Source organism: Agrococcus beijingensis (genome assembly GCF_030758955.1).
Lineage (GTDB): Bacteria > Actinomycetota > Actinomycetes > Actinomycetales > Microbacteriaceae > Agrococcus > Agrococcus beijingensis.
Window position 1 is genome coordinate 1,733,922 of record NZ_CP132360.1, and the last position, 21,738, is coordinate 1,755,659.

A 21,738-nucleotide genomic window follows, 5' to 3' on the forward strand; every position below is an offset into this window, starting at 1 on the left:
TGCTGGGAAGCGCCCGCACTAGTAGCCGAGCCGGAAATCCTCAATTTTCTGGCGAATGACAGCGCTGGGTTCCTGCCCCCCGCAATTCAAAGCAAGCATTTCGTCGAAATCAGCGTCGTTGAGCACCACAATCAGTTTTCGATGCAGAATCCACTGCTCTCGCCGCGTTATCTCGGCGCTGCGATCCCCTGCTGTTCGACAGGCGATAATTCCAAAGAGTCCCGTTCCCGGCTCACTTAGGTAGTTGGCGACCTGCAATACTTGGTTCTTTTTGATGGGGCCAGTGTAGTTCTTGGCCTCCACGACAACAAAGTGCGCCGAGTAGTGGTTGCGTAGAAAATGCCAGAATCCGTCGACGGCATAATTCGGCATGATCACGTCTCGCCGATTTACACCCATCCTGTTGGAGAGTTCTTCGATCGGCGACTCGAGCGGCGGAGTAAGCACAAGCCGGAGGATGTCTCGAACGATAGTTTGATACTTGGACCAGTGTGCTCTACCTGGTGGAAGGGAACGCAACTCGTAACTGAGTCGTGCTTCGTCCGCGCACGCCGCCTGGACGCGCACGCGAGCCACGGCTTCGGGCCAGGGTAGGTCCGGCCCTAGGCCCCGGAGTTGAGGTCCGTCGATAATCCTGATGCGGGAACGATCGCCGTGCTTGCGCTCGTTCGTCAGTGCCCCCGGGACGATAAGCACAAGCTGTGGTGGAAAGTGCGATCGGGCCGCCAATCCGCTGGCGTAGGCCTCAAGTTGGAACTGAGCGGCCTCTAGACGCGATGTTGTTGACGGCGTATCGGTTTTCACCTCAACGATTGCGGACTGGCCGCCTCCGAGGTCGACCACAAAGTCCGGACGCCCGCCGTCTGAAAGCCTCACTTCCGGATCGATGCGCGCGCTGGGCCCAAAGAGTGCTGGCAGTACTTCGGCGACGAGATCCTTGAACTGGATCTCGAGCAACCGCGCTTCGCGTTCCATCTTTGCTCCGATCCTCGAGAGTGCACACGGTTGCGAACTCGTCGGAAAACTCGTGGACTGGCTGGGTCGTCCGCGGGTTGGCCGTACGTTAGCACGGGCGGCAGTCGTCGTCGGCTCTGCTTCGCCTCTCGGGGACTTCGGTGCCTTGGATTACTGAGGCTAGGGGGGAGTTCAAATTTTGACGCTTTAGTCCGAGTCTCATCCAGGAGGGGGCCTTGGTTGCTGCGTAGTGATCGTCGACGGACGAAGCGTTGTATAGCCACTCCCGACGCAAACTAAGGCGCGCTGGCGGCGCTTGTGAATGGCGTGCTGGATCCGGCCGCCGCGCTCGGGTGCCTGCCCAGAATTCGTACATCTTCGCGCGTGCATTGATGACCCCGAGAGCGCCGAGATCCTTGTTCGGAATGCTGATGCGTTCCGGCATCGATGGGCCGAGTATGTTGGCTCTTCGCCGTTGAGCGTGGGGAGCGGGTGACGCGCCGGTAGCCGCGGTTGCTCCGGAGATGGGTCGAGGTCCCCGAGGATCAGAGGACTTCTACCTCATCTGATCGCGAGGACCTCGACGATGACCGAGCCTACGTCCTGCTGCCGTGCCGACGGCAACTACTGCGACCGCTGCGACCTGCTGGTCGGCCTCGACGGGCTGCGCGTGATCGCGGTCGAGCGCCGCGGGCGCGACGCGCTGACCGTGACGGTCGAGTCGCCGGCGGGCCCGATCGGCTGCCCAGACTGCGGCGTCCTCGCGATCGGTCACGGCCGCGCGCCGGTGCCACTGGTGGATGCGCCCGCGATGGGCCGACCGGTCCGGCTGCTCTGGCGCAAGCGCCGCTGGCGCTGCCTGGAACCGGCATGCCAGGTGGTGACGTTCCTCGAGCAGGACGCGTCGGTCGCGGCACCGCGCTCGAAGCTGACGACGCGCGCGTCGTGGTGGGCGATCGAGCAGATCCGCCGCGAGCACGCGTCCGTCAACGGCATCCGCCGCCAACTGGGCACCGGCTGGCGGACCGTCTGGGAGCCGATCCGGCCGCTGCTGGCGGCGGCCGAGGCCGACCCTGCGCGCTTCGACGACGTGACCGTGCTGGGCGTCGACGAGCACATCTGGCACCACGTATCGACCAAGCCCATCAGCGCCGGCGGGCGGGGCCCGAAGGAACTCACCGGCATGGTCGATCTCACCCGCGACATCCACGGCCGCACGCGGGCGAGGCTGCTCGATCTCGTCCCTGGCCGCTCCGGCGAGGCGTACCGGTCGTGGCTGCACGAGCGCGGCCCCGAGTTCCGGGACCGGGTGCAGATCGCGACGCTCGACCCGTACCGCGGCTACAAGAACGCCATCGACGACCAACTCGAAGACGCCCGCGCGGTCCTCGACGCCTTCCACATCGTGAAGCTTGGCACCAAGGTCGTCGACGACGTCCGCCGCCGCGTGCAGCAGCAGATCCACGGCCATCGCGGCCGCAAGGGCGACCCGCTCTACGGCATCCGCAACCTGCTGCGCGCAGGCGAAGAGCACCTCACAGACAGACAGCGTGCACGGCTCGAGCGGGCGTGGGCCGCGGACGAACGCCACGTCGCCGTCGAGGTCGCCTGGCACTGCGCGCAGCAGCTGCGCGCCTGCTATCACCAGGCCACCCACCGCGACGGCCGCGCGCTCGCCGAGCAGGTCCTCGCCTCGTTCTCCACGTGCCCGATCCACGAAGTCGCACGCCTCGGCCGAACCTTGCGGACCTGGCGGTCCGAGTTCCTCGGCTACTTGGACACCGGCGGCGCGAACAACGGCGGCACCGAGGCGATCAACGGCCTCATCGAGCTCCACCGCCGCATCGCCCGCGGCTTCCGCAACAGAGACAACTACCGGCTCCGCATGCTCCTCATCGGCGGCGGGCTATTCGCATGACCCACACTCAACGGCGAAGAGCCAGTATGTTTGATGATTCGTCCGATGTCGAACGCGCTCAACCCAGCGCTACCCGCGCCCCCGCCATCAGCATCGTGAGGTCTGAGCCGGCCACGATGTAGCCGTAGCCCTTCGCGCGGGCCGCGACCACCGCATCCGCAGTGCCCGCGAAGATGCCCATCGGCACACCGGCGCGACCCGCCGCCGCCTCGATGGCGGCAGTCGCCTCCTGCATCGGCGCCGAGGCGAGGTCGCCCGGGGTGCCCAAGTCGACCGACAGGTCGACCGGGCCGATGAAGGCGACGTCGAGCGCGGCCATCGCGTCGTCGATCCCCGACGCGTAGTCGGCCGTCTCGAACTGGCCGACCGCGAGCGTCTCGCGGTTCGAGCGCGCGAAGTGCTCGGCGAGCGTCACGCCGATGCCGTACGAGGCGGCCGGCTGCGCGAGCGACACCGAGCGGGAGCCGAGCGGCGGGTAGGAGACGAGCGTGCGGAGCCCCGCAGCCGCATCCCCCGACCCCCGTGCGAGCTGGATGCCCGCGGCTCCCGCCTCGAGCAGCCGGTTGATGTCGCCGCGGTTCAGCTCCGGCACCCGCACCACCACCGGCAGGCCGCGGCCGACGCCGGCGCGCACGATGTCGGTGGCGTCGAGCAGCGACATCTGCCCGAGCTCGTAGTCGCAGACGACGAAGTCGAAGCCGGCGAGCGCGAGCAGGTCGACGACCTCGAAGCGCGGGATCTTCAGGAACGTGCCGACGACCGGGCCGGCGTCGAGCATGGAGCGCAGCGAGAGCGTGCCAGCAGCGGCACCGGCAGCAGCGGCAGCCATGACAGCCCCAGCAGGTTCGCGGGGTTGTCGTTCACGAGCTTGCGCACGTCGCCCTCGGGCAGGCCCCCGTCGAGTAGCCCGCGCGCGATGCGGGCGTAGGCCTCGACGGGGTATGGGTCGACCCAGAATCCGTTTGGATCGCCGTCGACCTCCGGGTCGCGGCCGTCGACGGCGACCGTCGCGCCATCTGCCTCGGCGGTCCCGATGTCGCCCACGACATTGTCGCGGTGGGTGGCCCAGATGAGCGGGCCCATGTCGTTGTCACGCGTGCCGTCCCGGTGCGGATGCCCTGCATTTGATCGGCGATCTTCGCCTGCAAGTAGTCCTTCGCCCGCAACTGGTCGGCGATCGACTCCGCCACGACCACCGAGGCGGGACCATCCGCGTACGGGCCGGCTGAAGCCCCACGTTTGCTGGGCTGTCCGCTGGGCGCGATGCACAGAACGAGCTTGCTAAGGTGCGCCTCCTATTGTTCGACGACCCACTCCTCGTACCAGCGAGGCCCGTCGCCTCGGAGACCGTCGAACATACTGCCGTCGATGTTCCCGACGGCCCGAGAGGCATAATCCGGCAGCTCCGACCTAGCTATGAGCTCGCCATCGTCGTAGTCAGGTCCGAGCGACAGGAACACCCGGTCGCTCGGCTGGGTCGTGCCTGCGAAGCGACGATCGCGCCGAACTGTGTGGCGCCGTAGTTCCTGCGCCTTGAGGTCTCGCTCGCTCATGTTGAACGTCACGTTGCGCTCAAGCTGGTTAGGTCCGGTCACGTCGCTGATGAAGCCCGCCAGGAGCGCACCGGCGATAAACGCGCCGTTGGTGAGATAGTCGCCTCGGAGCTCTTCGGCCAGGTGCTTGAGCCCATAGCTCGAGCGTGAGCGGTTCAGGCCCTTCAGCGGGGTGACGCTCTCGATCAGCCAGTCGTGGACCCACCGGATCGCGTCAAGTTCGCCGCGTAGATACTTGCGCAGCTCGGTGTACTTCACGTCGCGTTCCTGAGGCGAGAGGGCAGAGAACTCGCGCGTGCCGAACGCGGTACCCCGGATGCCGTCCATGCCGACGCTTGTGAGTTGCGGCCAGTCGTGCATGAGTAGCGCGAGCCGGCGTTCGAAGTCGTCCGCCGAGCGAAGGGTAGCCCAGTTCGTGAACCCGGCCTCCTGTGCGATGAGGTGCTGTGTCTTCTGCAGGGAGCGCAACTCCTGGAGCGGAGCGCCGTGTTCCTTAAGTCGCTGGCGGGCGAGCGTCTTGAAAGCGCGAACGGAATCCATGTGATGTCACTCTCCGGCCCGGCACAGTCGCTCGCATAGACAGCCGAACCGCGGTGAGATCAAAGATGGCTCGTGAGGTACTGCTGGAACTGGCGAAGCCTTCGCGCGAGCCGCGGGCATGCCCTATGCCCGCGGCAAGTCTACATGGCCCCCGAAGCCGCCGCCCAGCCTACGGATGCGCCTCGAGTACCTACTCCTCGGTTCCCGCCCGCCGCTGCCCATCCGGGCGACGCACGGATCGAGAGCGTATCGTGCAACCGCCGTCGAGCGCGTAGGCCGTTCTTCGTGCGGGCGGTGCGGGTGAGCTAGTGGCCCCCGCGCCATGAACGCTTCCACGCTCGCGTCTGTACCGGGAGAAGGCTCGATGCTTCTTGACCGCGTCACAGCGCGTCGAGCGGCCGGTAGCGATCACGTACCGAACCGCTTACGATCCATCGTCTTGAAGTAGCCCTTCTTCAGGGCGCGTTCGGCGCTGTCCTTTGGCGTCGAGAAGAAGTCCTGTTCAGAGTTCGACAGACCCACTGTCGCGACTTTCTCGCGAAGCAGCGTCAATGTGCAGCACAGGTCTGCTGCCTGGAAGAGACTGTAATCGGACGGCACGACCTTCCTGACCTCGACGTTGGACAAGTGGGCGTTGAAGACGCTGTTGACCAGGTTTGTGATCTCCCGCTGCCCGTTGTCGTAGTAGATCACGACTCGATCCCACTTGCTGAAGTAAGCGAGATTTTCGCGGATGAAGGTTCCGACCGCGCGAGACATCGCCGTCACCAACTTGTCCGTGTCGTCCAGCTCCCGCTTGCTGAACGCCCACGAGTGGTGCGTCACTTCGCAGAGGCGGACGAAGTCGACCAATACGCGGAAGATGGATCGCCGAGCCGGCAGATCCAGCCAGCGATAGTCGTGTTCGCGCCGGATCAGCGGCCCGGTGTGGATGGCGTGATCCACCGAGAGCCCGCGCGCTCGCAAGGCAGCATGAATCTTGTCGAGCTGACCAGCGATGTCGTCGCTCTGATCGTGCAGGACGACGCTCAGCACGTAGAACGGGGAGTGCTTCTGCACGGGACCGAAGTCCCCTGACTCATCGATGAAGATACTGAGTTCACGCGGGGCAGCCATCACGCCCCCGAAACACAATTAGGCGGGGGATGTCCCCGCCTAAAGGGTGGACCAGGGCCTCGCGGCCAGCCCAGTGCCACAACTGTAGCACTGAGCCGACCTGCGGGCGAAGGTCTTGTTCGACCCTCCGTAGAGTCGCCGTCGAGCGCGGCTCCGCCGCATAGCGGGCCTTGCCGAGGCGGCTTGGCGAGGCGCGATCGGCAGCCGGCAGCCCGAGATTGCCAACCGCTTCCTTCACGTCACCCTTGCCGAGCCGTATCGCGCGCTTCGCCGGGCGACGGCACAAGACTTGGCTTGAGCGCGGTAAGCACGGCGATGAACTGAGCCCAGTCGCTCTCGGTGAGGTCGCTGAGGCCCGTAACCGACACGAGCTTCCCGCTGGCGAGCGGGAAAGAAATCGGTGGGACCTGACCGGACGGAGCCCCGGATGCGATCGGGGCGTTGGTCACGGGCGGAGACGGATCTTGCGAGGCGCTCGGCCTGTCCGTAGCTGACCCAGGCTCGCTGCCGATCTCCGGGGTCTCTGCTCGCGCCGCTGCCGTCTCCGGCAGTTGGTCGTTCAGGTTTGCGAAGTCGATCGTGGCTCGGTACTCCCTGATGAAATCGGTTGCGCCGTTCTGGCTGAAGCCCCGTTCGCGGGTCAGGAACCATCTGAGGTTGTCTTCGGATGGAAGCGCTGGACCGTACTTGTTCCACATGTCACGGTGCACCGAAGGTAGTAGAGCGGCGCTACGCGTGGCGGCCTCACGCTCCTCTGGATCGGGATGTTCCAGAATCTTGACCGCCAAGTCTGTCACCCTGACCTTGCGCTCGTCTTTCGAGCCTTCGTCGTCGAGCAGGCCGAAGCGGGTCAGCGCGGCCAACTGGCCACCGCCCGGGCTGTTGAGGCTCGAGTAGCCCCAATGCCTGACCGCCTGAAGAGCCGGCATCGCATGCTGCCGCTCGGAGCTATAGAGGCTCCGAACTCTGTCAATCGCCCTCGCCAGATCGATCGACGGGTAGTTCGGACTACGCGTCAGGCGCCTTTTGCCGGGCTCGCTCTCACTCATGCTGTGACCTCCTGTGCCCACTGTAGCACACATAATCTAACACAAAACAGGAATCCGTCTACAGCGTGGGTCTGGATGTTCTACAAGGCAAGATCGCCCATGCACCGCGCGGGGCGCGAACTGCTACGCGGGGTTCGGGAACGTCGGATCCTGAGTCCAGGAGGCTTTCGCGAGCGTCACCGCGCGTGCGCGCGTGCGCATAGTGCCGACGCCTGTGGAGTTGTGGCCGGGAGGATCCTCTCGAGCGGGACTATCCCCGCCACGTAGAGACGTGCCCGACGCTCGACAGGCACGCGACGGTCCTGCAGTCGATTGCCCGCCGCTTCCCGCGCGCGGCTGCGGGCAATTGCCCGTGTCGCCGCGGGGTGCTCCCGATTGCAACTGACATGAGGGCGCGCGACCGTGGGCTTGGTCGCCGACGAACGATCCATCGCGGCGGGGCACGTGCTCGAGAACCGTCCGCACCAGCGAGCGTATTGCGCAAGCGAGGAGCCGGAAGTGGATAAGGCGGAGGGCCGACGCAACAGACGCTTCGATCCGGTCGTGCCGGTGAGCCCGGCGTCGGGGGACGGTGCCGGCTGCATCGCCGCGTCGAGCATGGTCACGGGTGGCCGCAATCGGGGTCAGCCCAGCGCAGCGCGCGCCCCCGTCATCAGCATCGTGAGGTCTGAGCCGGCCACGATGTAGCCGTAGCCCTTCGCGCGGGCCGCGGCCACCGCATCCGCTGTGCCCGCGAAGATGCCCCATCAGCACACCGGCGCGAGCGGCTGCCGCCTCGATCGAGGCGGTCGCCTCCTGCATCGGTGCCGACGCGAGGTCGCCCGGCGTGCCGAGGTCGACCGACAGATCCACCGGTCCGATGAATGCGACGTCGAGCGCGGCCATCGCCTGGGCGATCCCCGAGGCGTAGTCGGCCGTCTCGAACTGGCCGACCGCGAGGGTGTCGCGGTTCGAGCGCTCGAAGTGCCCGGCGAGCCTCACGCCGACGCCGAAGGAGGCGGCCGGCTGCGCCAGTGACACAGAGCGGGAGCCGAGCGGCGGGTACGAAACGAGCGTGCGGAGCCCGCAGCCGCATCCCCGACCCCCGTGCGAGCTGGATGCCCGCGGCACCCGCCTCGAGCAGCCGGTTGATGTCGCCGCGGTTCAGCCCGGGCACGCGCACCACCACGGGCAGGCCGCGCCCGACGCCGGCGCGCACGATGTCGGTCGCGTCGAGCAGCGACATCTGCGAGTGCTCGTAGTCGCAGACGACGAAGTCAAAGCCGGCGAGCGCGAGCAGGTCGACGACCTCGAAGCGGGGGATCTTCAGGAACGTGCCGACAACCGGGCCGGCGTCGAGCTGCGTGGTCTCATGGGGATCGCGGTGGAGCATGCGTCACGCTCACTTGACGCAACGCATCCATATGTATACCGTTGCACTCCGACAGTGAGGTCGCGACCGGGAGGATCCGTCGATGGAGACACAAGACCAGCCCACGGGCAAGCGCAGGCGCGTGCCCCGCGCTGCCCAGCTCGTGATCGGCGCAGTCGCGAGCGTCGCGATGATCGCGACCCTGACCGTGACCGGGCTCGAGCAGCGCTCCGACGCGGCATCCGGCTACCAAGCCGCGCTCGGCGGCCGCCAGCTCAGCATCATGGCGCCGGCCAACCCCGGCGGCGGCTGGGATCAGACCTCCCGAGCCGTGCAGGCCTCGCTCGCCGACATCGTCGGCCGCAGCGAGGTCTACAACGTCGGCGGCGCCGGCGGCACCATCGGGCTGCCGCAGTTCGTGCGGCACTCCGGCGAGGCCAACGAGCTCATGGTGACCGGCGCGATCATGGTCGGCGCGATCCTCACCAACGAGTCGGAGGCGTCGCTCGAAGACGTCGACATGCTCGCCCGCCTCACCACCGAGTACCTCGTGGTGGCGGTGCCGGCGAGCTCGCCGATCCAGACCATGGAAGAGCTCGGGGATGCGATGGCCGCCGACGTCGGATCGGTCTCCATCGCGGGCGGCTCGGCAGGCGGCGTCGAGCAGGTGCTCGCCGGGCTGATCGCGCAGGCCGTCGGCGCCGACCCGGCACAGGTCTCGTACGTCGCCCACTCCGGCGGCGGGGAAGCGCTGACCACGATGCTCTCCGGCAGCTCGACCGCGGGCATCTCGGGCATCTCAGAGCTCGCCCCCTACATCGCCGACGGCTCGATGCGCGCGCTCGCGGTCTCGAGCCCCGAGGAGCTCGAGACGCTGCCCGGCGTGCCTTCGCTGCGGGAGAGCGGCATCGACGTCGAGCTGCAGAACTGGCGCGGCATCGCGGCGCCCCGCGGCCTCGAGGACGACGAGCGCGCAGCGCTCGTCTCGATGCTCGACGAGATGCGCGACTCGGAGACCTGGCGCCAGATCCTCGACGACCGCGGCTGGGGCGACGCCTACCTGACCGGCCCCGAGCTCGAGGCCTTCATCGACGAAGAGCAGCAGACAACCGAGCAGGTACTCCGCTCGATCGGATTGGTGGACTGATCATGCTGGGACGCAAGCGAGACGACCGCGAGCGGCGGCACCGCCCCGGACTCGAGACGACCGAGATGAGCGTGCTCGAGAAGGCGGAGTTCAACGCGCCGCCTCCTCAGGACGCCTTCGCCGCCGGCGCCTACCCCGCGGTGCTCTCCGGCGCCACGACCGCGCTCGTCGGCGCGATCATGGTCGTCGCGGCCATCTTCGTGCTGTTCGATGCCGCCCGACTGCCTGCGGCATCCGACCCCCTGGGCCCGGCCGCGTTCCCGATCCTCATCGGCTCGCTGCTCGGCCTCGTCGGCCTCGCGCTCGCGATCATCAACCACCGCTACGCGCTCGTGCTGCTGCGCGTGCGTCGCGGCGGCGTCGTGCGCCGCGGTCGCGGCGTCAGCACCGTGCTCGTGCTGGTCGCGCTGCTCGCCTTCGCGGCGCTGCTGCCGCTGGTCGGCTTCTTCCTCGCCGCGGCGCTGCTCTACGTCGCCGTCGCCCTGCTGCTCGGCGCGCCGCGCGGCTGGCACCTGGCCATCACGGCCGTCATCCTCGCGGGCGCCATCGTGCTGCTCTTCGACCGCATCATCGGGCTCACGCTGCCCGCCGGACCCTGGGGGTTCTGACATGGAAGCCTTCTCCCTCCTGCTGCAGGGCTTCGAAGCGGCGCTCACGCCCGAGAACCTGCTCTGGGCACTGCTCGGCGTCACGATCGGCACCGCCGTCGGCGTGTTGCCCGGCATCGGACCGGCGCTCACCGTGGCGCTGCTGCTGCCCATCACCTTCACGCTCGAGCCCTCGTCGGCACTGATCCTCTTCGCCGGCATCTACTACGGCGGCATGTACGGCGGATCGACCACCTCGATCCTGCTCAACACGCCGGGCGAATCGGCCTCGATCGTCTCGGCGCTCGAGGGCAACAAGATGGCGCGCTCCGGCCGCGCGGCCGCGGCGCTCGCGACCGCAGCCATCGGCTCGTTCGTCGCCGGCACCATCGGCACGATCGGCATCACGCTCGTCGCGCCGCTGATGGCCGCCTTCGCCGTCACCCTCGGGCCGCCCGAGTACGTCGCGCTCATGGCGATCGCCTTCGTCTCGGTCGCCGCGCTGCTCGGCCCCGACCTGCTGAAGGGCGCCGCGAGCCTGCTCGTCGGCCTCACCATCGGGCTCGTCGGCATCGACGTGCAGTCGGGGCAGGCGCGCCTGACCTTCGGCAGCGACCGGCTGCTCGACGGCATCGACGTCGTGCTCGTCGTGGTCGGCCTCTTCGCCGTCGCCGAGACGCTCTCGCACGTGCTGTCGGGCACGGGCAAGTCGACCGTGCAGCCGGTGCGCGGCAGGGCGAGCCTCACCCGCGAGGAGTGGCGACGGTCGTGGCCCGCGTGGCTGCGCGGCACCGCGCTCGGCTTCCCGATCGGCTCGCTGCCTGCCGGCGGCGCCGAGATCCCCACCTTCCTCAGCTACGCCGCCGAGAAGAAGCTCACCAAGCACAAGGGCGAGTTCGGCCACGGCGCCATCGAGGGCGTCGCCGGCCCCGAGGCCGCGAACAACGCGGCGGCCGCCGGCGTGCTCGTGCCGCTGCTGACCATCGGCCTGCCCACCAGCGCCACCGCGGCGATCATCCTGACCGCCTTCCAGTCCTATGGGCTGCAGCCCGGGCCGACCCTGTTCGCCGAGTCAGGCGATCTGGTCTGGGCACTCATCGCCTCGCTCTACATCGGCAACGTGATGCTGCTCGTGCTCAACCTGCCGCTCGTGAAGGTGTGGGCGCGGCTGCTGACCATTCCCACCTGGGCGATCTACGCATCCGTCACCGTCTTCGCGGCGCTCGGCGCGTTCGCGGCCGGCGGCTCGGTGTGGGACGTCGTGATCCTGGTGGTGCTCGGTGCGTTCGGCATGCTGCTGCGGCTCGCCGACATCCCCGTCGCGCCGGCGGTCGTGGGCCTGATCCTCGGCCCGCTGATGGAGGCCCAGCTGCGCCGCGCGATGACCCTCTCGGAGGGCGACCCGATGGTGCTCATCGAGAGCCCGCTGTCGATCGGCCTGTGGGTGGTCGTGCTGCTGCTGCTCGCGCTGCCGCCGCTCATCGGCGTGGGCCGCCGCCGCCGACGCGCCCTGCGCGATGCGGCGGTCGCCGACGCGGGCGCTCAGAGCGACGCCGAGGCGGTCGAGCCGGCCGCGAAGTAGCGCGCTCGACGCCAGCGCATACATCTGTATACAATGGTGCGCAGCATCGCCGTTCGCGCCCGAGAGGACCCAGACATGACCACTCCCACCAGCTACGACGTGCTCGTCGTCGGCGGCGGCAACGCGGGCTTCGCGGCCGCGCACGCCGCAGCCGAGCGGGGCCGCAGGGTGCTGCTGCTCGAGCGCGGCCAGCGCGACATGGCCGGCGGCAACAGCTTCTACACCGCCGGTGCCACGCGCATGAACCACGCCGGCCTCGACGACCTGCGCGACATCGTCGAGCACGACGACCGCCACGCGGTCACCGAGGTGCCCGCCTACTCGTCGGAGGAGTACCTCGCCGACCTGATCAAGGTCACCGACGGCAAGACCGACCGCGACATGGCGCAGGTGCTGGTGACCGAGACGGCGGATGCGGTGCGCTGGCTGAGCGGGCTGGGCCTGAAGTACCGACTCATGTACGAGCGGCAGGCATACGACCGCCCCGACGGCACCTACCTCTTCTGGGGCGGCCTGCACGTCGGCAACGTCGGCGGTGGCGAGGGACTGATCGCCGACCACACCGCGGTCGCCGAGCGGCTCGGCACCGAGGTGCGCTACGGCATTCGCGCCCGCTCGCTGATCGTCGAGGGCGGCCGCGTCGTGGGCGTGAGCGCCACCGACGACGACGGCGCCGAGCACGAGCTGCGCGCCGAGAGCGTGATCCTCGCCGCCGGCGGCTTCGAGTCGAGCCCCGATTGGCGCGAGGAGCACCTCGGGCAGGGCTGGGCGAACGCGAAGGTGCGCGGCACCCCCTACAACGTCGGCGACATGCTCTCGGCGGCGCTCGAGATCGGCGCGGCGAAGGGCGGCGACTGGTCGACCTGCCACTCGGTGCAGTGGGACGCCGGCGCCGAGCACAACGAGTCGAACCGCGAGCTCACCAACCGGCTGACGCGCCAGAGCTACCCGCTCGGCATCATCGTCAACCGCGACGGGCAGCGGTTCCTCGACGAGGGCGCCGACTTCCGCAACTACACCTACGCGAAGTACGGCCGCGAGATCCTCAAGCAGCCGGGCTCGATCGCCTGGCAGATCTTCGATGCGACGCTGCGCCCGATGCTCCGCACCGAGGAGTACGACATGCCGGGCATCGGCGTGCACCAGGCCGACACGCTCGACGAGCTGGCGGATGCGATGGGTGTCGACCGCGCGTCGCTCACCTCCGAGATCGACGCGTTCAACGCATCCATCGACCGCTCGACCACGTTCGACCCGACCGTCAAGGACGGTCGCCGGGCCGACGTGCAGCCGCCGAAGTCGCACTGGGCGTCACCCATCGAGACCGGGCCGTTCTACGCCTACCCGGTCACGTGCGGCATCACGTTCACGTTCGGCGGGGTCAAGGGCGACCTCGACGGGCGTGTGCTCGACGAGTCGGGCGCGCCGATCCCCGGCCTGCTCGCGTGCGGCGAGATGCTCGGTGGGCTGTTCTCGGGCAACTACCCGGGCGGCTCGGGGCTCGCTGCCGGTATGGTGTTCGGGCGCCGGGCGGGCTCGATCGCCTGAGCTCGTCGCGCGTCGCGCCGGCCCGGCAGGTTCGCCAGGGCCGGCGCGAACGCATCCCGGTAGATTCGGCAGCGGAGGTGGTGCGCAGATGGCGACCAGTGTGTACGACGAGATCCGGCAGGCGATCGTCGACGGGCGCATCAAGCCCGGCGAGGCGCTCTCCGAGAACCGGCTCGCCGCCGAGTTCGGCACTTCCCGCACCCCCGTGCGCGAGGCGCTGCACCGGCTCGAGATCGAGGCGCTCGTCGAGCGGCTGCCGCGCGGCGTGCAGGTGCGCGAGACGAGCCCCGAGGAGATCATCGACATCTACGACGTGCGCATCACGCTCGAGGGGGCGGCCGCACGGGCCGCGGCCGAGCGGGCGACCGAGCTCGATCGGCGCAGGCTGCGCGCGGCGCAGGAGGCGATGGCGAGCACGGGGTCGGATGCGCGCGCTCGCGCAGCCGCGAACCGGCAGTTCCACGAGACCATCTGGGCCGCCAGCCACTCGGCCACCCTCGTCGACCTGCTGCAGCGGCTCAACGTGCACCTCGTGCGCTACCCGACCACGACGCTCGAGGGCGACGACCGCTGGGCGGCCGTGCTCGAGGAGCACGAGCAGCTGCTGGCCGCCATCGACGCGCGCGACGGGCTGCGGGCCCGCGAGATCGCGGAGTCGCACATGACAGCCGCGCGCGAGGTGCGGATGCGGATGTACTCGGAGGCGCCGGCGGCGCGGTGAGGCGGTCGTCCACAAGTTATGGTGGGCAGGCACGCGGTGTGGGTCGGAAGTGCGAGCATGGCCGATGCGCACAGGACCAGGTGGGGGTGATCCCGATCACGACACAGTTCGAATTCCGTCTGGTTGACGGAGCCGCGCCTTCCGGCGAGCTCGAGGCGGATCAGCTCATCGCCATCGCGCAGAGCCTCAAGGAGCTGGCGACCAAGCTGAGCCGCTCAGAGACCGAGGCCGAGCCGATCGGGCGCCCTTCGGCTCGGACCCAGCGCGTGGCGAGGCTCACGATCGGGCTCGCGCCCGGGAGCACCCGTGTCTTGGTGCGCCGATCCGAGGACGACGACGCGCTCGCCTTCGACCTGGACGAGGAGCGAGCGTTCGATGAGAAGTTCGAGGCGATCGTCGACTCGATCGCGCTTGACGAACGTCCCGATTGGGTGACTGACACAGTGGCCCTCGCTGCCGGTGAGCTGCGATCCGCGCTGGAGAAGGCGGCGCCGAAGGTGGAGTTCCTCGTCGCGGGGAGGGTGAGTGCCAAGTTCTCCACGGCTGCGACGCACAGGGAGACCTGGCGTCCTCGCAGCACGGACCAGGCTCCTGACACCGTGACGTTCGTCGGCCAGTTGCGCATGGTCAACCTGGACACGCAACGGCTGCAGGTGACCGACGACGTCGGCAACAAGGTCGCTCTGCCCAATGTGGTCAACGCGGATCACGTCGGAGGACTGATCGGCTCCTACGTTGCGGTCGTCGGAGTTCCGGGCCTCGACGCGAGAGGCAGGCTCGCGCAGATTCAGGAGGCAGTCATCGAGCCGGCCGTGGGCCTCGCCGCGACGGCGGGCGCGAGGGCGCCGGCTTCGCTCGAGTCGATTCTCGCTAGCGCGCCTGGCCCGGAGCCAGGCGGCCTGCCCGGCCTCGCACCGCAAGAGGCAGAGGCGTTCTTGCAAGCGATCGGACGCTGAGTGGCGTTGCGCGCGGCATTGTTGGACACGGACGTGTTCAGCGCGCTGTACGTGACGCCCAGGGAGACGGTCACGAAGCAGCAGTACCCGGTTGCTGCGTGGGAAGCGAGCCTTGTCGGTCATCGGGTGCTCATCGCCTTCCAGACCCGAGCTGAGCTCTTGAGCGTAAGGCGCCGGCTCAAGTCGGCGACAGGTGGATAGCGGCGTGCGCCATCGCGAAGGGTCTACCCCTGCTCACCGGCAACCAGCGGCACTTCGAAGGCGCCCCGGGACTCGAGCTCATGGCAGCGATCCTCTAGGTGCTGGCTCGTGCGGCCGTCGCCACCACGATCGGACGGTTCACCGCTCCGGCGTGAACCGCAGCGGAAACCGCCACGGCCCTGCGGCCCGAGACCGCGACGACGGCGCGACCCAAAGGGGCGGCGCCGTCGTCGGTCGGCGTCAGTTGCTCGGGAACCCGAGGTTCAGTCCACCGTGGCTCGGGTCGAGCCAGCGGCTCGTGACGACCTTCTCGCGCGAGTAGAAGTCGAAGGCGTGCTTGCCGTAGGCCTTGCCCTGGCCGAACGCCGACTGCTTCCAGCCGCCGAACGAGTGGTAGCCGACCGGCACCGGGATCGGCACGTTGACGCCGACCATGCCCACCTGCACCTCGTTCTGGAAGCGCCGCGCCGCGCCGCCGTCGTTCGTGAAGATCGCGGTGCCGTTGCCGAACGGGTTCGCGTTGATCAGCTCCAGGCCCTCCTCATAGGAGGCGACGCGCACGATCGACAGCACCGGTCCGAAGATCTCCTCCTGGTAGGCGGCCGAGCTCGTCGGCAGCTTGTCGAGCAGCGTCGGCTTCACCCAGAAGCCGTTCGGGTCGCCATCCACCTCCGGGTCGCGGCCGTCGACCACGACTTCCGCGCCGTCTGCCTCGGCCGTGGCGATGTAGCCGACCACCTTGTCGCGGTGAGCGCCCGAGATGAGCGGGCCCATGTCGTTGTCGCGCGTGCCGTCGCCGGTGCGGATCGTCGCCATGCGCTCGGCGATCTTCGCCTGCAGCTCGTCGGCGATCGACTCCACCGCGACGACGACCGAGATGGCCATGCAGCGCTCGCCCGCCGAGCCGAAGCCGGCGTTCACCGCGGCGTCGGCCGTCACATCGAGGTCGGCATCCGGCAGCACCAGCATGTGGTTCTTCGCGCCGCCGAGCGCCTGCACGCGCTTGCCGTGCTTCGAGCCCGTCTCGTAGACGTACTGCGCGATCGGCGTCGAGCCCACGAACGAGACGGCGGCGACGTCCTCGTGGGTGAGGAGCACATCCACCGCCTCCTTGTCGCCGTGCACGACGGTGAGCACGCCGTCGGGCAGGCCCGCCTCCTGGTAGAGCTCGGCGATGAACACTGCCGCCGAGGGGTCCTTCTCGGACGGCTTCAGCACCACGGCGTTGCCCGCCGCCAGCGCGATCGGCGCGAACCACAGCGGCACCATCGCCGGGAAGTTGAACGGGCTGATGATGCCCACGACGCCGAGCGGCTGCCGCAGCGAGTAGACGTCGACGCTGGTCGAGACGTTCTCGGAGTACTCGCCCTTCGTCAGCAGCGGGAACGCGGTCGCGAGCTCGACGACCTCGATCGCGCGCGCGATCTCGCCCAGCGCATCCGAATGAACCTTGCCGTGCTCGGCGGTGATGATGCGGGCCAGGTCGTCCTTGCGGCTGACGATCAGCTCGCGGAAGCGGAACATGATCGCCTGCCGCTTCGCGATCGACAGGTCGCGCCAGGCCGGGAACGCCGCCTTCGCCGCCGCGATCGCCTCGGCGACCTCGTCGGCCGAGGCGAGCGCCACCTCACGGGCGACGGTGCCCAGCGCCGGGTTGTAGACCGGGGCGGTGCGGCCCGAGCCGGCCGTACGGGCACCGGCGATGAAGTGGGGGATGGTCTCGACCGCGCGGGTCTCGGTGATCGTCATGGATGCTCCTCGTTGCGATGGATTGCGTCGTACTGCGTACTGGGGTTGCGGTGCGCCCGGCGCCAGCGGCGCGGCGGCGCAGCCGGCGGACGGGGTCAGGCGTAGATCGCCTGGTAGAGCTGCTCGACCTGCTCGGCGGTCGGCACGCGGGGGTTATTGCTCGGCGAGCCCGAGGCGAGCGCCTGCTGCGCCATGACGGGCACGAGCGCATCCCAGGCGGCGCGCTCGATGCCGCGCCCGGCGGGCGTCGGCACCTCGAGCTCCCCCGCCAGCAGCCGCAGCTCGGCCACGAGCCGCTCGGCCGCGTCGGCATCGCTGTGCGAGGCGTCGGCGACGCCCAGCGTGCGCGCGCAGGTCGCGTAGCGCTCGATCGCGGCCTCGACCGAGAAGGCGGTGAGCTCGGCGAACAGCATCGCGTTGGCCATGCCGTGCGCGATGCCGAAGTGGCCGCCGAGCGGGCGGCTCATGCCGTGCACGAGGGCGACGGATGCGTTCGAGAACGCGAGCCCCGCGAGCGTCGACGCGAGCATCATCTGCTCGCGCGCCTCGACATCGGTGCCGTCGGCGTAGGCGCGGCGGAGGAAGCGCCCGATGCGCTCGATCGCGGCGAGCGCGTAGGTGTCGGAGACCGGGTTGGCCTTGCGGCTGACGTAGGCCTCGATCGCGTGCGTGAGCGCGTCGATGCCGGTGTCGGCGGTGAGGCGCGGCGGCATCGAGACGGTGAGCTCGTAGTCGATCACGGCTGCCTTGGCGAGGTAGCCGGGGCCGGCGCAGAGCATCTTCTCGTTCGTCGCGCTGTCGGTGATGATCGTGAACTGCGTCACCTCGGAGCCCGTGCCGGCAGTGGTGGGCACGGCCACGACCGGCAGCGCCGGGCCGACGAACTGGAACGGCGCCTTCAGCTCGCGCATGCCGCCGCCCCGCACCGCCAGCGCCGAGAGCGCCTTCGCGGTGTCGATGGGGCTGCCGCCGCCGAGCGCGACGATGCTGTCGGCGTCGTGCGCGCGGATCGCGGCGAGGCCCGCCTCGAGCGAGTCGCTCGTGGGGTCGGGGATGGTGCCGTCGAAGACCGCGACGTGCGCGCCTGCGCGGCGGAGCGCATCCGCCACCCGGCCGGCGACGCCGACGGAGACGAGGAAGCGGTCGGTGACGACCAGCGGCTGGCTGGCGCCCTGCGCGGCGAGCAGCTCGCCGATGCCGTCGACGGAGCCCGCACCGAAGCGCAGGACGGGAGGGGTCTGGATGTCGTAGCTCACCAGTGGCACGCCTTCGTGTCAGCCCGAGTCTCGGGGAGGGGGGATGCCACCAGCATCGGGCGCATCGATGCAGGGCGCAACCGCCATTCGCGCAGTGTCGACTGCAGAAGTGCAGAATGGAGTGATGGACGCCGAGAACCTGCGCTACCTGCTCGAAGTCGCCCGAGCCGGCCGGCTGCGCGATGCCGCCGCGCACCTGCAGGTCGACGAGACGACCGTCTCGCGCCGCATCAGCCGGCTCGAGCAGGAGCTGGGCGTGCGGATGTTCGACCGCACGCCGCAGGGCTGGCGCATCACCGAGCCGGGGCGGCTGCTGCTGCCGCACGCGGAGGCCATCGAGTCGAGCGTGTCGCGCGCGCTCGAGGCGGTCGTATCGCGACCGGGCGTGCTGAGCGGCACCGCCCGGATCCTGGCGCCCGACGGGTTCGGCGCGAACGTGCTGATGCCGGGGCTGCGGCCGCTCATCGAGGCGCACCCGGGGCTCGGGCTCGAGCTCATCACCGCCACCAGTCACGACCTCATCACCGCGCGTGACTTCGACGTGGCGGTGACGCTCGAGCGGCCGGCGCCGCGCGCGGCCGCCGTCGCGCACCTGGCCGACTACGAGCTGCGGTTCTACGCCAGCCGCGACTACCTCGAGCGACACGGCGCGCCCGCGTCGCTCGAGGCGCTCCGAGACGACCACGACCTCATCTGGTACGTGGATGCGCTGCTCGACGTGGCGCCGCTGCGGATCCTCGAGGAGCTGCTGCCGCGGGCCCGAGCGCGGCTGCAGACCAACAACATCACCGGACACCACAGCGCCGCGCGGGCGGGCCTCGGCGTCGCGCTGCTGCCGACCTACATCGGCGCGACCGATCCCTCGCTCGTCGGGGTGCTGCCGGAGCAGCTGCGGATCCGCCGCACCTACTGGCTCGTCGTGCCGCGCGACCTCACCGAGCTGCTGCGCGTGCGCGAGATCACCGCGGCGCTGCACGCGCTGGTGGCGGCGCACCCGCACCTGGAGACGCGCGCGCTGACTCGGCCGGCTACCCCTCCGGCGTGAACCGCAGCGGGAACCGCACAGGGCCCGTGTTCCCCGAGACCGGCAGCCACTCGCCCGGCCCGTCGGCAGCGACATCTGGCATCCGCTGCGCGAGCAGGGGGAGTGCGACGCTCATGTCGGTGCGGGCGACGAAGTGGCCGAGGCAGTGGTGCACGCCGCCGCCGAACCCCGCGTGCAGGGGCCGGTCGTCGTAGCGGATGTCGAACGGCACGTGCTCGGCCATGGCGAGCGGGTCGGTGCCGATCGCGTGCGACAGCACCTGCACGATGCCGCCCTTGGGGATCAGCAGGCCGTTCAGGTCGACGTCGTCGATCGCCTCGCGGGTGACCCAGGTGACGGTCGGGTTCACGCGCATCACCTCTTCGACCGCGCGGGAGCCGAGCTCCGGTCGCTCGGCGAGCAGTGCCCACTGATCCGGGTGCTTGAGGAACGTCTGCAGGGCGAGGCCCAGCTGGTTGCGGGTCGTCTCCATGCCCGCGAACGCGAGGAAGACCAGCGCGACCGACAGCTCTCGGCGACTCAACGCATCCCCCGCCTCGTGCGCGGCGATGAGGGTGCTCACGAGGTCGTCGCGCGGATGCGACTGGCGGTCGACGATGACCCGCTCGATGTACTCGGTGAGCTGCTCGAGCGCCGCCTCGATGCGCGGCAGGTCGTGCTTCACGTTGATGCCGAACGACTTGCCGAGGTCGTCGGCCAGGTGGGCGACCTGCGGCCACTCCTCGTCGGGCAGGCCGAGCAGCAGGCAGAGGATCCGGCTCGAGTAGGGCTCGGCGAACTCGCTCACGAACTCGACCGTGCCGCGCGCCGCGAACTGATCGATCAGGTCGTTCGCCAGCGCCTGGAACTGCGGCCGCATCGCCTCGATGGTCTTGCTGCGGAAGGCCGGGCCGAGCAGCCGCCGCAGCCGCAGGTGGTCGTCGCCGTCGATGCTCAGCAGCGTCTCCTGCCACCACTCGCGCCACGGCCCGTCGTGGATGCCGTTCTGGTCGGGCCACTTGTCGTTGCCCTGGCGGAAGCGGCGGTCCTTCAGGATCGCCGTGCCCTCCTCGTAGCGCAGGATCGCCCAGCCGTACGGCGTCTCGGCGAACCAGCTCTCGTCGCGCGCCGCATGCACGACCTCGGAGGTGACGTCGAAGGCCGGGTCGGCGAGGTCGAGGAAGCGCGAGGCGGTCATGACCGGAGCCTATGGGCGGGCGTGGGCGGTGGCCAGCATCCGCGCGGCACGATCGGGGCGGATGCGCTGCCACGGCTCGGGCGCACCGGTCGCCGGACGGCGCGCACACCGAGAGCCATGCGCCCTCGCACAGGTGCGCTCGTTACGCTCGAAGATGCGAGCCGAACCCGTCGGCTCCCGACGGAGCGCACATGACCGGCAACGCGACCACCCGCTTCAGCAATGTCGCCCTGCTCTCCGTCGCGAGCGCCCTGCCCAGCCGAGTCACCACATCCGATGACATCGAGCACCGCCTGAGCGGCGCGCTCTCGCGCCTCAAGCTCAAGGGCGGCCTGCTGCGCCGCGTCGCGGGCGTCGACGAGCGCCGCAACTGGGCCGAGGGCGAGTCGGCCGACGCCGCCACCGTGCACGCCGGCAGCCGCGCGCTCGCCGACGCCGGCATCGACGCCTCGCAGGTGGGCCTGCTCATCAACACGAGCGTCACCCGCAAGCACCTCGAGCCCTCGGTCGCCGTGCGGCTGCACCACGAGCTGGGCCTGCCGTCGAGCGCCATCAACTTCGACGTCGCCAACGCCTGCCTCGGCTTCGTCAACGGCATGAGCCTCGCCGCCGGCATGATCGAGTCGGGCCAGATCGACTACGCGATCGTCGTCAACGGCGAGGACGCCGACGACATCCAGGTCAACACCATCGAGCGGCTGCTCGGGGCCGACATCGACCGCGCCGACTTCCTCAGCGAGTTCGCCACCCTCACGCTCGGCTCGGGATCCGCCGCCGCCGTGCTCGGCCGCGCCGACCGCCACCCCGACGGCCACCGCATCCTCGGCGGCGTCACCCGCGCCGCCACCCAGTGGCACGACCTGTGCGTCGGCAGCGCCGAGGGCATGTACACGAACGCGAAGGCGCTCCTCAAGGGCGGCCTCGAGCTCGTCGTCTCGGCCTGGAAGGAGGCGGCGCCCGAGTGGCGGTGGTCAGACATGGATCGCTACATCACCCACCAGGTCTCCTCCGTGCACACGAGCGCCATCATCAAGGCGGCCGGCCTCGACCCGGCCCGCGTGCCCACGACCTTCCCCCGCTTCGGCAACGTCGGCCCGGCATCGATCCCCATCACGCTCGCCGAGGAGCAGGCCGGCCTGCGCCGCGGCGACCGCGTGCTGCTCATGGGCGCGGGTTCGGGCCTCAACACCGCGATGATGGAGCTCGCCTGGTGACAGGCGCGACCGCCGGCGGCGCGGTGCCTGCTGGGCCGGAGTCGGCGGGCCCGGCGCCTGCTGGCCCGCCGTCG

18 protein-coding genes are annotated in these 21,738 nt (G+C 69.5%); 9 read left to right on the forward strand and 9 right to left on the reverse strand.

Annotated elements, in window-relative coordinates:
• Positions 1-18: 18 nt before the first annotated feature.
• Positions 19-975, reverse strand: coding sequence for a hypothetical protein (locus tag Q9250_RS08350; RefSeq protein WP_306231404.1), 957 nt, complete (start codon positions 973-975; stop codon positions 19-21).
• A gap of 565 nt (positions 976-1,540) precedes the next feature.
• Between Q9250_RS08350 and Q9250_RS08355 the strand changes: the two genes are divergently transcribed.
• A complete protein-coding gene (locus tag Q9250_RS08355) occupies positions 1,541-2,872 on the forward strand; it encodes an ISL3 family transposase (protein ID WP_306231405.1) in 1,332 nt (443 codons plus the stop codon).
• A 58-nt stretch (positions 2,873-2,930) separates the two neighbouring features.
• Here the strand turns inward: Q9250_RS08355 and Q9250_RS08360 are convergent, their stop codons facing one another.
• From Q9250_RS08360 to Q9250_RS08380, 5 genes are all read right to left on the reverse strand, one after another.
• Positions 2,931-3,650 (reverse strand): HpcH/HpaI aldolase family protein, encoded by a 720-nt coding sequence (locus Q9250_RS08360; RefSeq protein WP_306231406.1) that lies wholly within the window; start codon positions 3,648-3,650, stop codon positions 2,931-2,933.
• Entirely contained in the window at positions 3,614-3,955 is a 342-nt protein-coding gene (locus Q9250_RS08365) for a hypothetical protein (RefSeq protein WP_306231407.1), read from the reverse strand. Before Q9250_RS08365 ends, Q9250_RS08360 begins: the two co-directional genes overlap by 37 nt.
• A 212-nt stretch (positions 3,956-4,167) precedes the next feature.
• Positions 4,168-4,965 carry a hypothetical protein gene (locus Q9250_RS08370; RefSeq protein ID WP_306231408.1) on the reverse strand — a complete coding sequence of 266 codons (798 nt, stop codon included), beginning with the start codon at positions 4,963-4,965 and terminating at the stop codon, positions 4,168-4,170.
• 408 nt (positions 4,966-5,373) lie between these two features.
• Positions 5,374-6,081: a DUF3800 domain-containing protein gene (locus tag Q9250_RS08375; protein WP_306231409.1), complete on the reverse strand. Its 708-nt coding sequence runs from the start codon at positions 6,079-6,081 to the stop codon at positions 5,374-5,376.
• Between the two features lie 239 nt (positions 6,082-6,320).
• Positions 6,321-7,130, reverse strand: a complete 810-nt coding sequence (locus tag Q9250_RS08380; RefSeq protein WP_306231410.1) for a hypothetical protein — start codon at positions 7,128-7,130, stop codon at positions 6,321-6,323.
• Between the two features lie 1,454 nt (positions 7,131-8,584).
• Between Q9250_RS08380 and Q9250_RS08385 the strand changes: the two genes are divergently transcribed.
• The 6 genes from Q9250_RS08385 to Q9250_RS08410 all read left to right on the forward strand — a co-directional run bounded on the left by Q9250_RS08385 (position 8,585) and on the right by Q9250_RS08410 (position 15,022).
• Positions 8,585-9,628 (forward strand): Bug family tripartite tricarboxylate transporter substrate binding protein, encoded by a 1,044-nt coding sequence (locus Q9250_RS08385; RefSeq protein WP_306231411.1) that lies wholly within the window; start codon positions 8,585-8,587, stop codon positions 9,626-9,628.
• A 2-nt stretch (positions 9,629-9,630) separates the two neighbouring features.
• On the forward strand, positions 9,631-10,236 hold the full coding sequence (locus Q9250_RS08390) for a tripartite tricarboxylate transporter TctB family protein (RefSeq protein WP_306231412.1): 606 nt from the start codon (positions 9,631-9,633) through the stop codon (positions 10,234-10,236).
• A gap of 1 nt (position 10,237) precedes the next feature.
• Entirely contained in the window at positions 10,238-11,797 is a 1,560-nt protein-coding gene (locus tag Q9250_RS08395) for a tripartite tricarboxylate transporter permease (protein WP_306231413.1), read from the forward strand.
• A 75-nt stretch (positions 11,798-11,872) separates the two neighbouring features.
• Entirely contained in the window at positions 11,873-13,345 is a 1,473-nt protein-coding gene (gene tcuA / locus Q9250_RS08400) for an FAD-dependent tricarballylate dehydrogenase TcuA (protein WP_306231414.1), read from the forward strand.
• Positions 13,346-13,433: 88 nt separating this feature from the next.
• On the forward strand, positions 13,434-14,066 hold the full coding sequence (locus tag Q9250_RS08405) for a GntR family transcriptional regulator (protein WP_306231415.1): 633 nt from the start codon (positions 13,434-13,436) through the stop codon (positions 14,064-14,066).
• A gap of 86 nt (positions 14,067-14,152) precedes the next feature.
• On the forward strand, positions 14,153-15,022 hold the full coding sequence (locus tag Q9250_RS08410; RefSeq protein ID WP_306231416.1) for a hypothetical protein: 870 nt from the start codon (positions 14,153-14,155) through the stop codon (positions 15,020-15,022).
• Between the two features lie 441 nt (positions 15,023-15,463).
• On the opposite strand, the gene Q9250_RS08415 is transcribed toward Q9250_RS08410, so the two are convergent.
• A complete protein-coding gene (locus Q9250_RS08415) occupies positions 15,464-16,972 on the reverse strand; it encodes a CoA-acylating methylmalonate-semialdehyde dehydrogenase (protein WP_306231417.1) in 1,509 nt (502 codons plus the stop codon).
• Between the two features lie 95 nt (positions 16,973-17,067).
• Entirely contained in the window at positions 17,068-18,228 is a 1,161-nt protein-coding gene (locus Q9250_RS08420; RefSeq protein ID WP_306231418.1) for an iron-containing alcohol dehydrogenase, read from the reverse strand.
• Between the two features lie 124 nt (positions 18,229-18,352).
• On the opposite strand from Q9250_RS08420, the gene Q9250_RS08425 reads away from it, so the two are divergent.
• Entirely contained in the window at positions 18,353-19,273 is a 921-nt protein-coding gene (locus tag Q9250_RS08425; RefSeq protein WP_306231419.1) for a LysR family transcriptional regulator, read from the forward strand.
• On the opposite strand, the gene Q9250_RS08430 is transcribed toward Q9250_RS08425, so the two are convergent.
• Positions 19,257-20,450 (reverse strand): cytochrome P450, encoded by a 1,194-nt coding sequence (locus Q9250_RS08430; RefSeq protein WP_306231420.1) that lies wholly within the window; start codon positions 20,448-20,450, stop codon positions 19,257-19,259. The genes Q9250_RS08425 and Q9250_RS08430 overlap by 17 nt on opposite strands.
• Positions 20,451-20,641: 191 nt before the next feature.
• Here Q9250_RS08430 and Q9250_RS08435 point away from each other — a divergent pair, with 191 nt between their 5' ends.
• On the forward strand, positions 20,642-21,664 hold the full coding sequence (locus tag Q9250_RS08435; protein ID WP_306231421.1) for a 3-oxoacyl-ACP synthase III: 1,023 nt from the start codon (positions 20,642-20,644) through the stop codon (positions 21,662-21,664).
• Positions 21,665-21,738: the final 74 nt, after the last annotated feature.

Coding starts and splice junctions, on each gene's coding strand:
- Q9250_RS08350 (WP_306231404.1), bottom strand. CDS start 975: ATGGAACGCGAAGCGCGGTTGCTCGAGATCCAGTTCAAGGATCTCGTC.
- Q9250_RS08355 (WP_306231405.1), top strand. CDS start 1,541: ATGACCGAGCCTACGTCCTGCTGCCGTGCCGACGGCAACTACTGCGAC.
- Q9250_RS08360 (WP_306231406.1), bottom strand. CDS start 3,650: ATGCTCGACGCCGGCCCGGTCGTCGGCACGTTCCTGAAGATCCCGCGC.
- Q9250_RS08365 (WP_306231407.1), bottom strand. CDS start 3,955: ATGGGCCCGCTCATCTGGGCCACCCACCGCGACAATGTCGTGGGCGAC.
- Q9250_RS08370 (WP_306231408.1), bottom strand. CDS start 4,965: ATGGATTCCGTTCGCGCTTTCAAGACGCTCGCCCGCCAGCGACTTAAG.
- Q9250_RS08375 (WP_306231409.1), bottom strand. CDS start 6,081: ATGGCTGCCCCGCGTGAACTCAGTATCTTCATCGATGAGTCAGGGGAC.
- Q9250_RS08380 (WP_306231410.1), bottom strand. CDS start 7,130: ATGAGTGAGAGCGAGCCCGGCAAAAGGCGCCTGACGCGTAGTCCGAAC.
- Q9250_RS08385 (WP_306231411.1), top strand. CDS start 8,585: ATGGAGACACAAGACCAGCCCACGGGCAAGCGCAGGCGCGTGCCCCGC.
- Q9250_RS08390 (WP_306231412.1), top strand. CDS start 9,631: ATGCTGGGACGCAAGCGAGACGACCGCGAGCGGCGGCACCGCCCCGGA.
- Q9250_RS08395 (WP_306231413.1), top strand. CDS start 10,238: ATGGAAGCCTTCTCCCTCCTGCTGCAGGGCTTCGAAGCGGCGCTCACG.
- tcuA (WP_306231414.1), top strand. CDS start 11,873: ATGACCACTCCCACCAGCTACGACGTGCTCGTCGTCGGCGGCGGCAAC.
- Q9250_RS08405 (WP_306231415.1), top strand. CDS start 13,434: ATGGCGACCAGTGTGTACGACGAGATCCGGCAGGCGATCGTCGACGGG.
- Q9250_RS08415 (WP_306231417.1), bottom strand. CDS start 16,972: ATGACGATCACCGAGACCCGCGCGGTCGAGACCATCCCCCACTTCATC.
- Q9250_RS08425 (WP_306231419.1), top strand. CDS start 18,353: ATGGACGCCGAGAACCTGCGCTACCTGCTCGAAGTCGCCCGAGCCGGC.
- Q9250_RS08430 (WP_306231420.1), bottom strand. CDS start 20,450: ATGACCGCCTCGCGCTTCCTCGACCTCGCCGACCCGGCCTTCGACGTC.
- Q9250_RS08435 (WP_306231421.1), top strand. CDS start 20,642: ATGACCGGCAACGCGACCACCCGCTTCAGCAATGTCGCCCTGCTCTCC.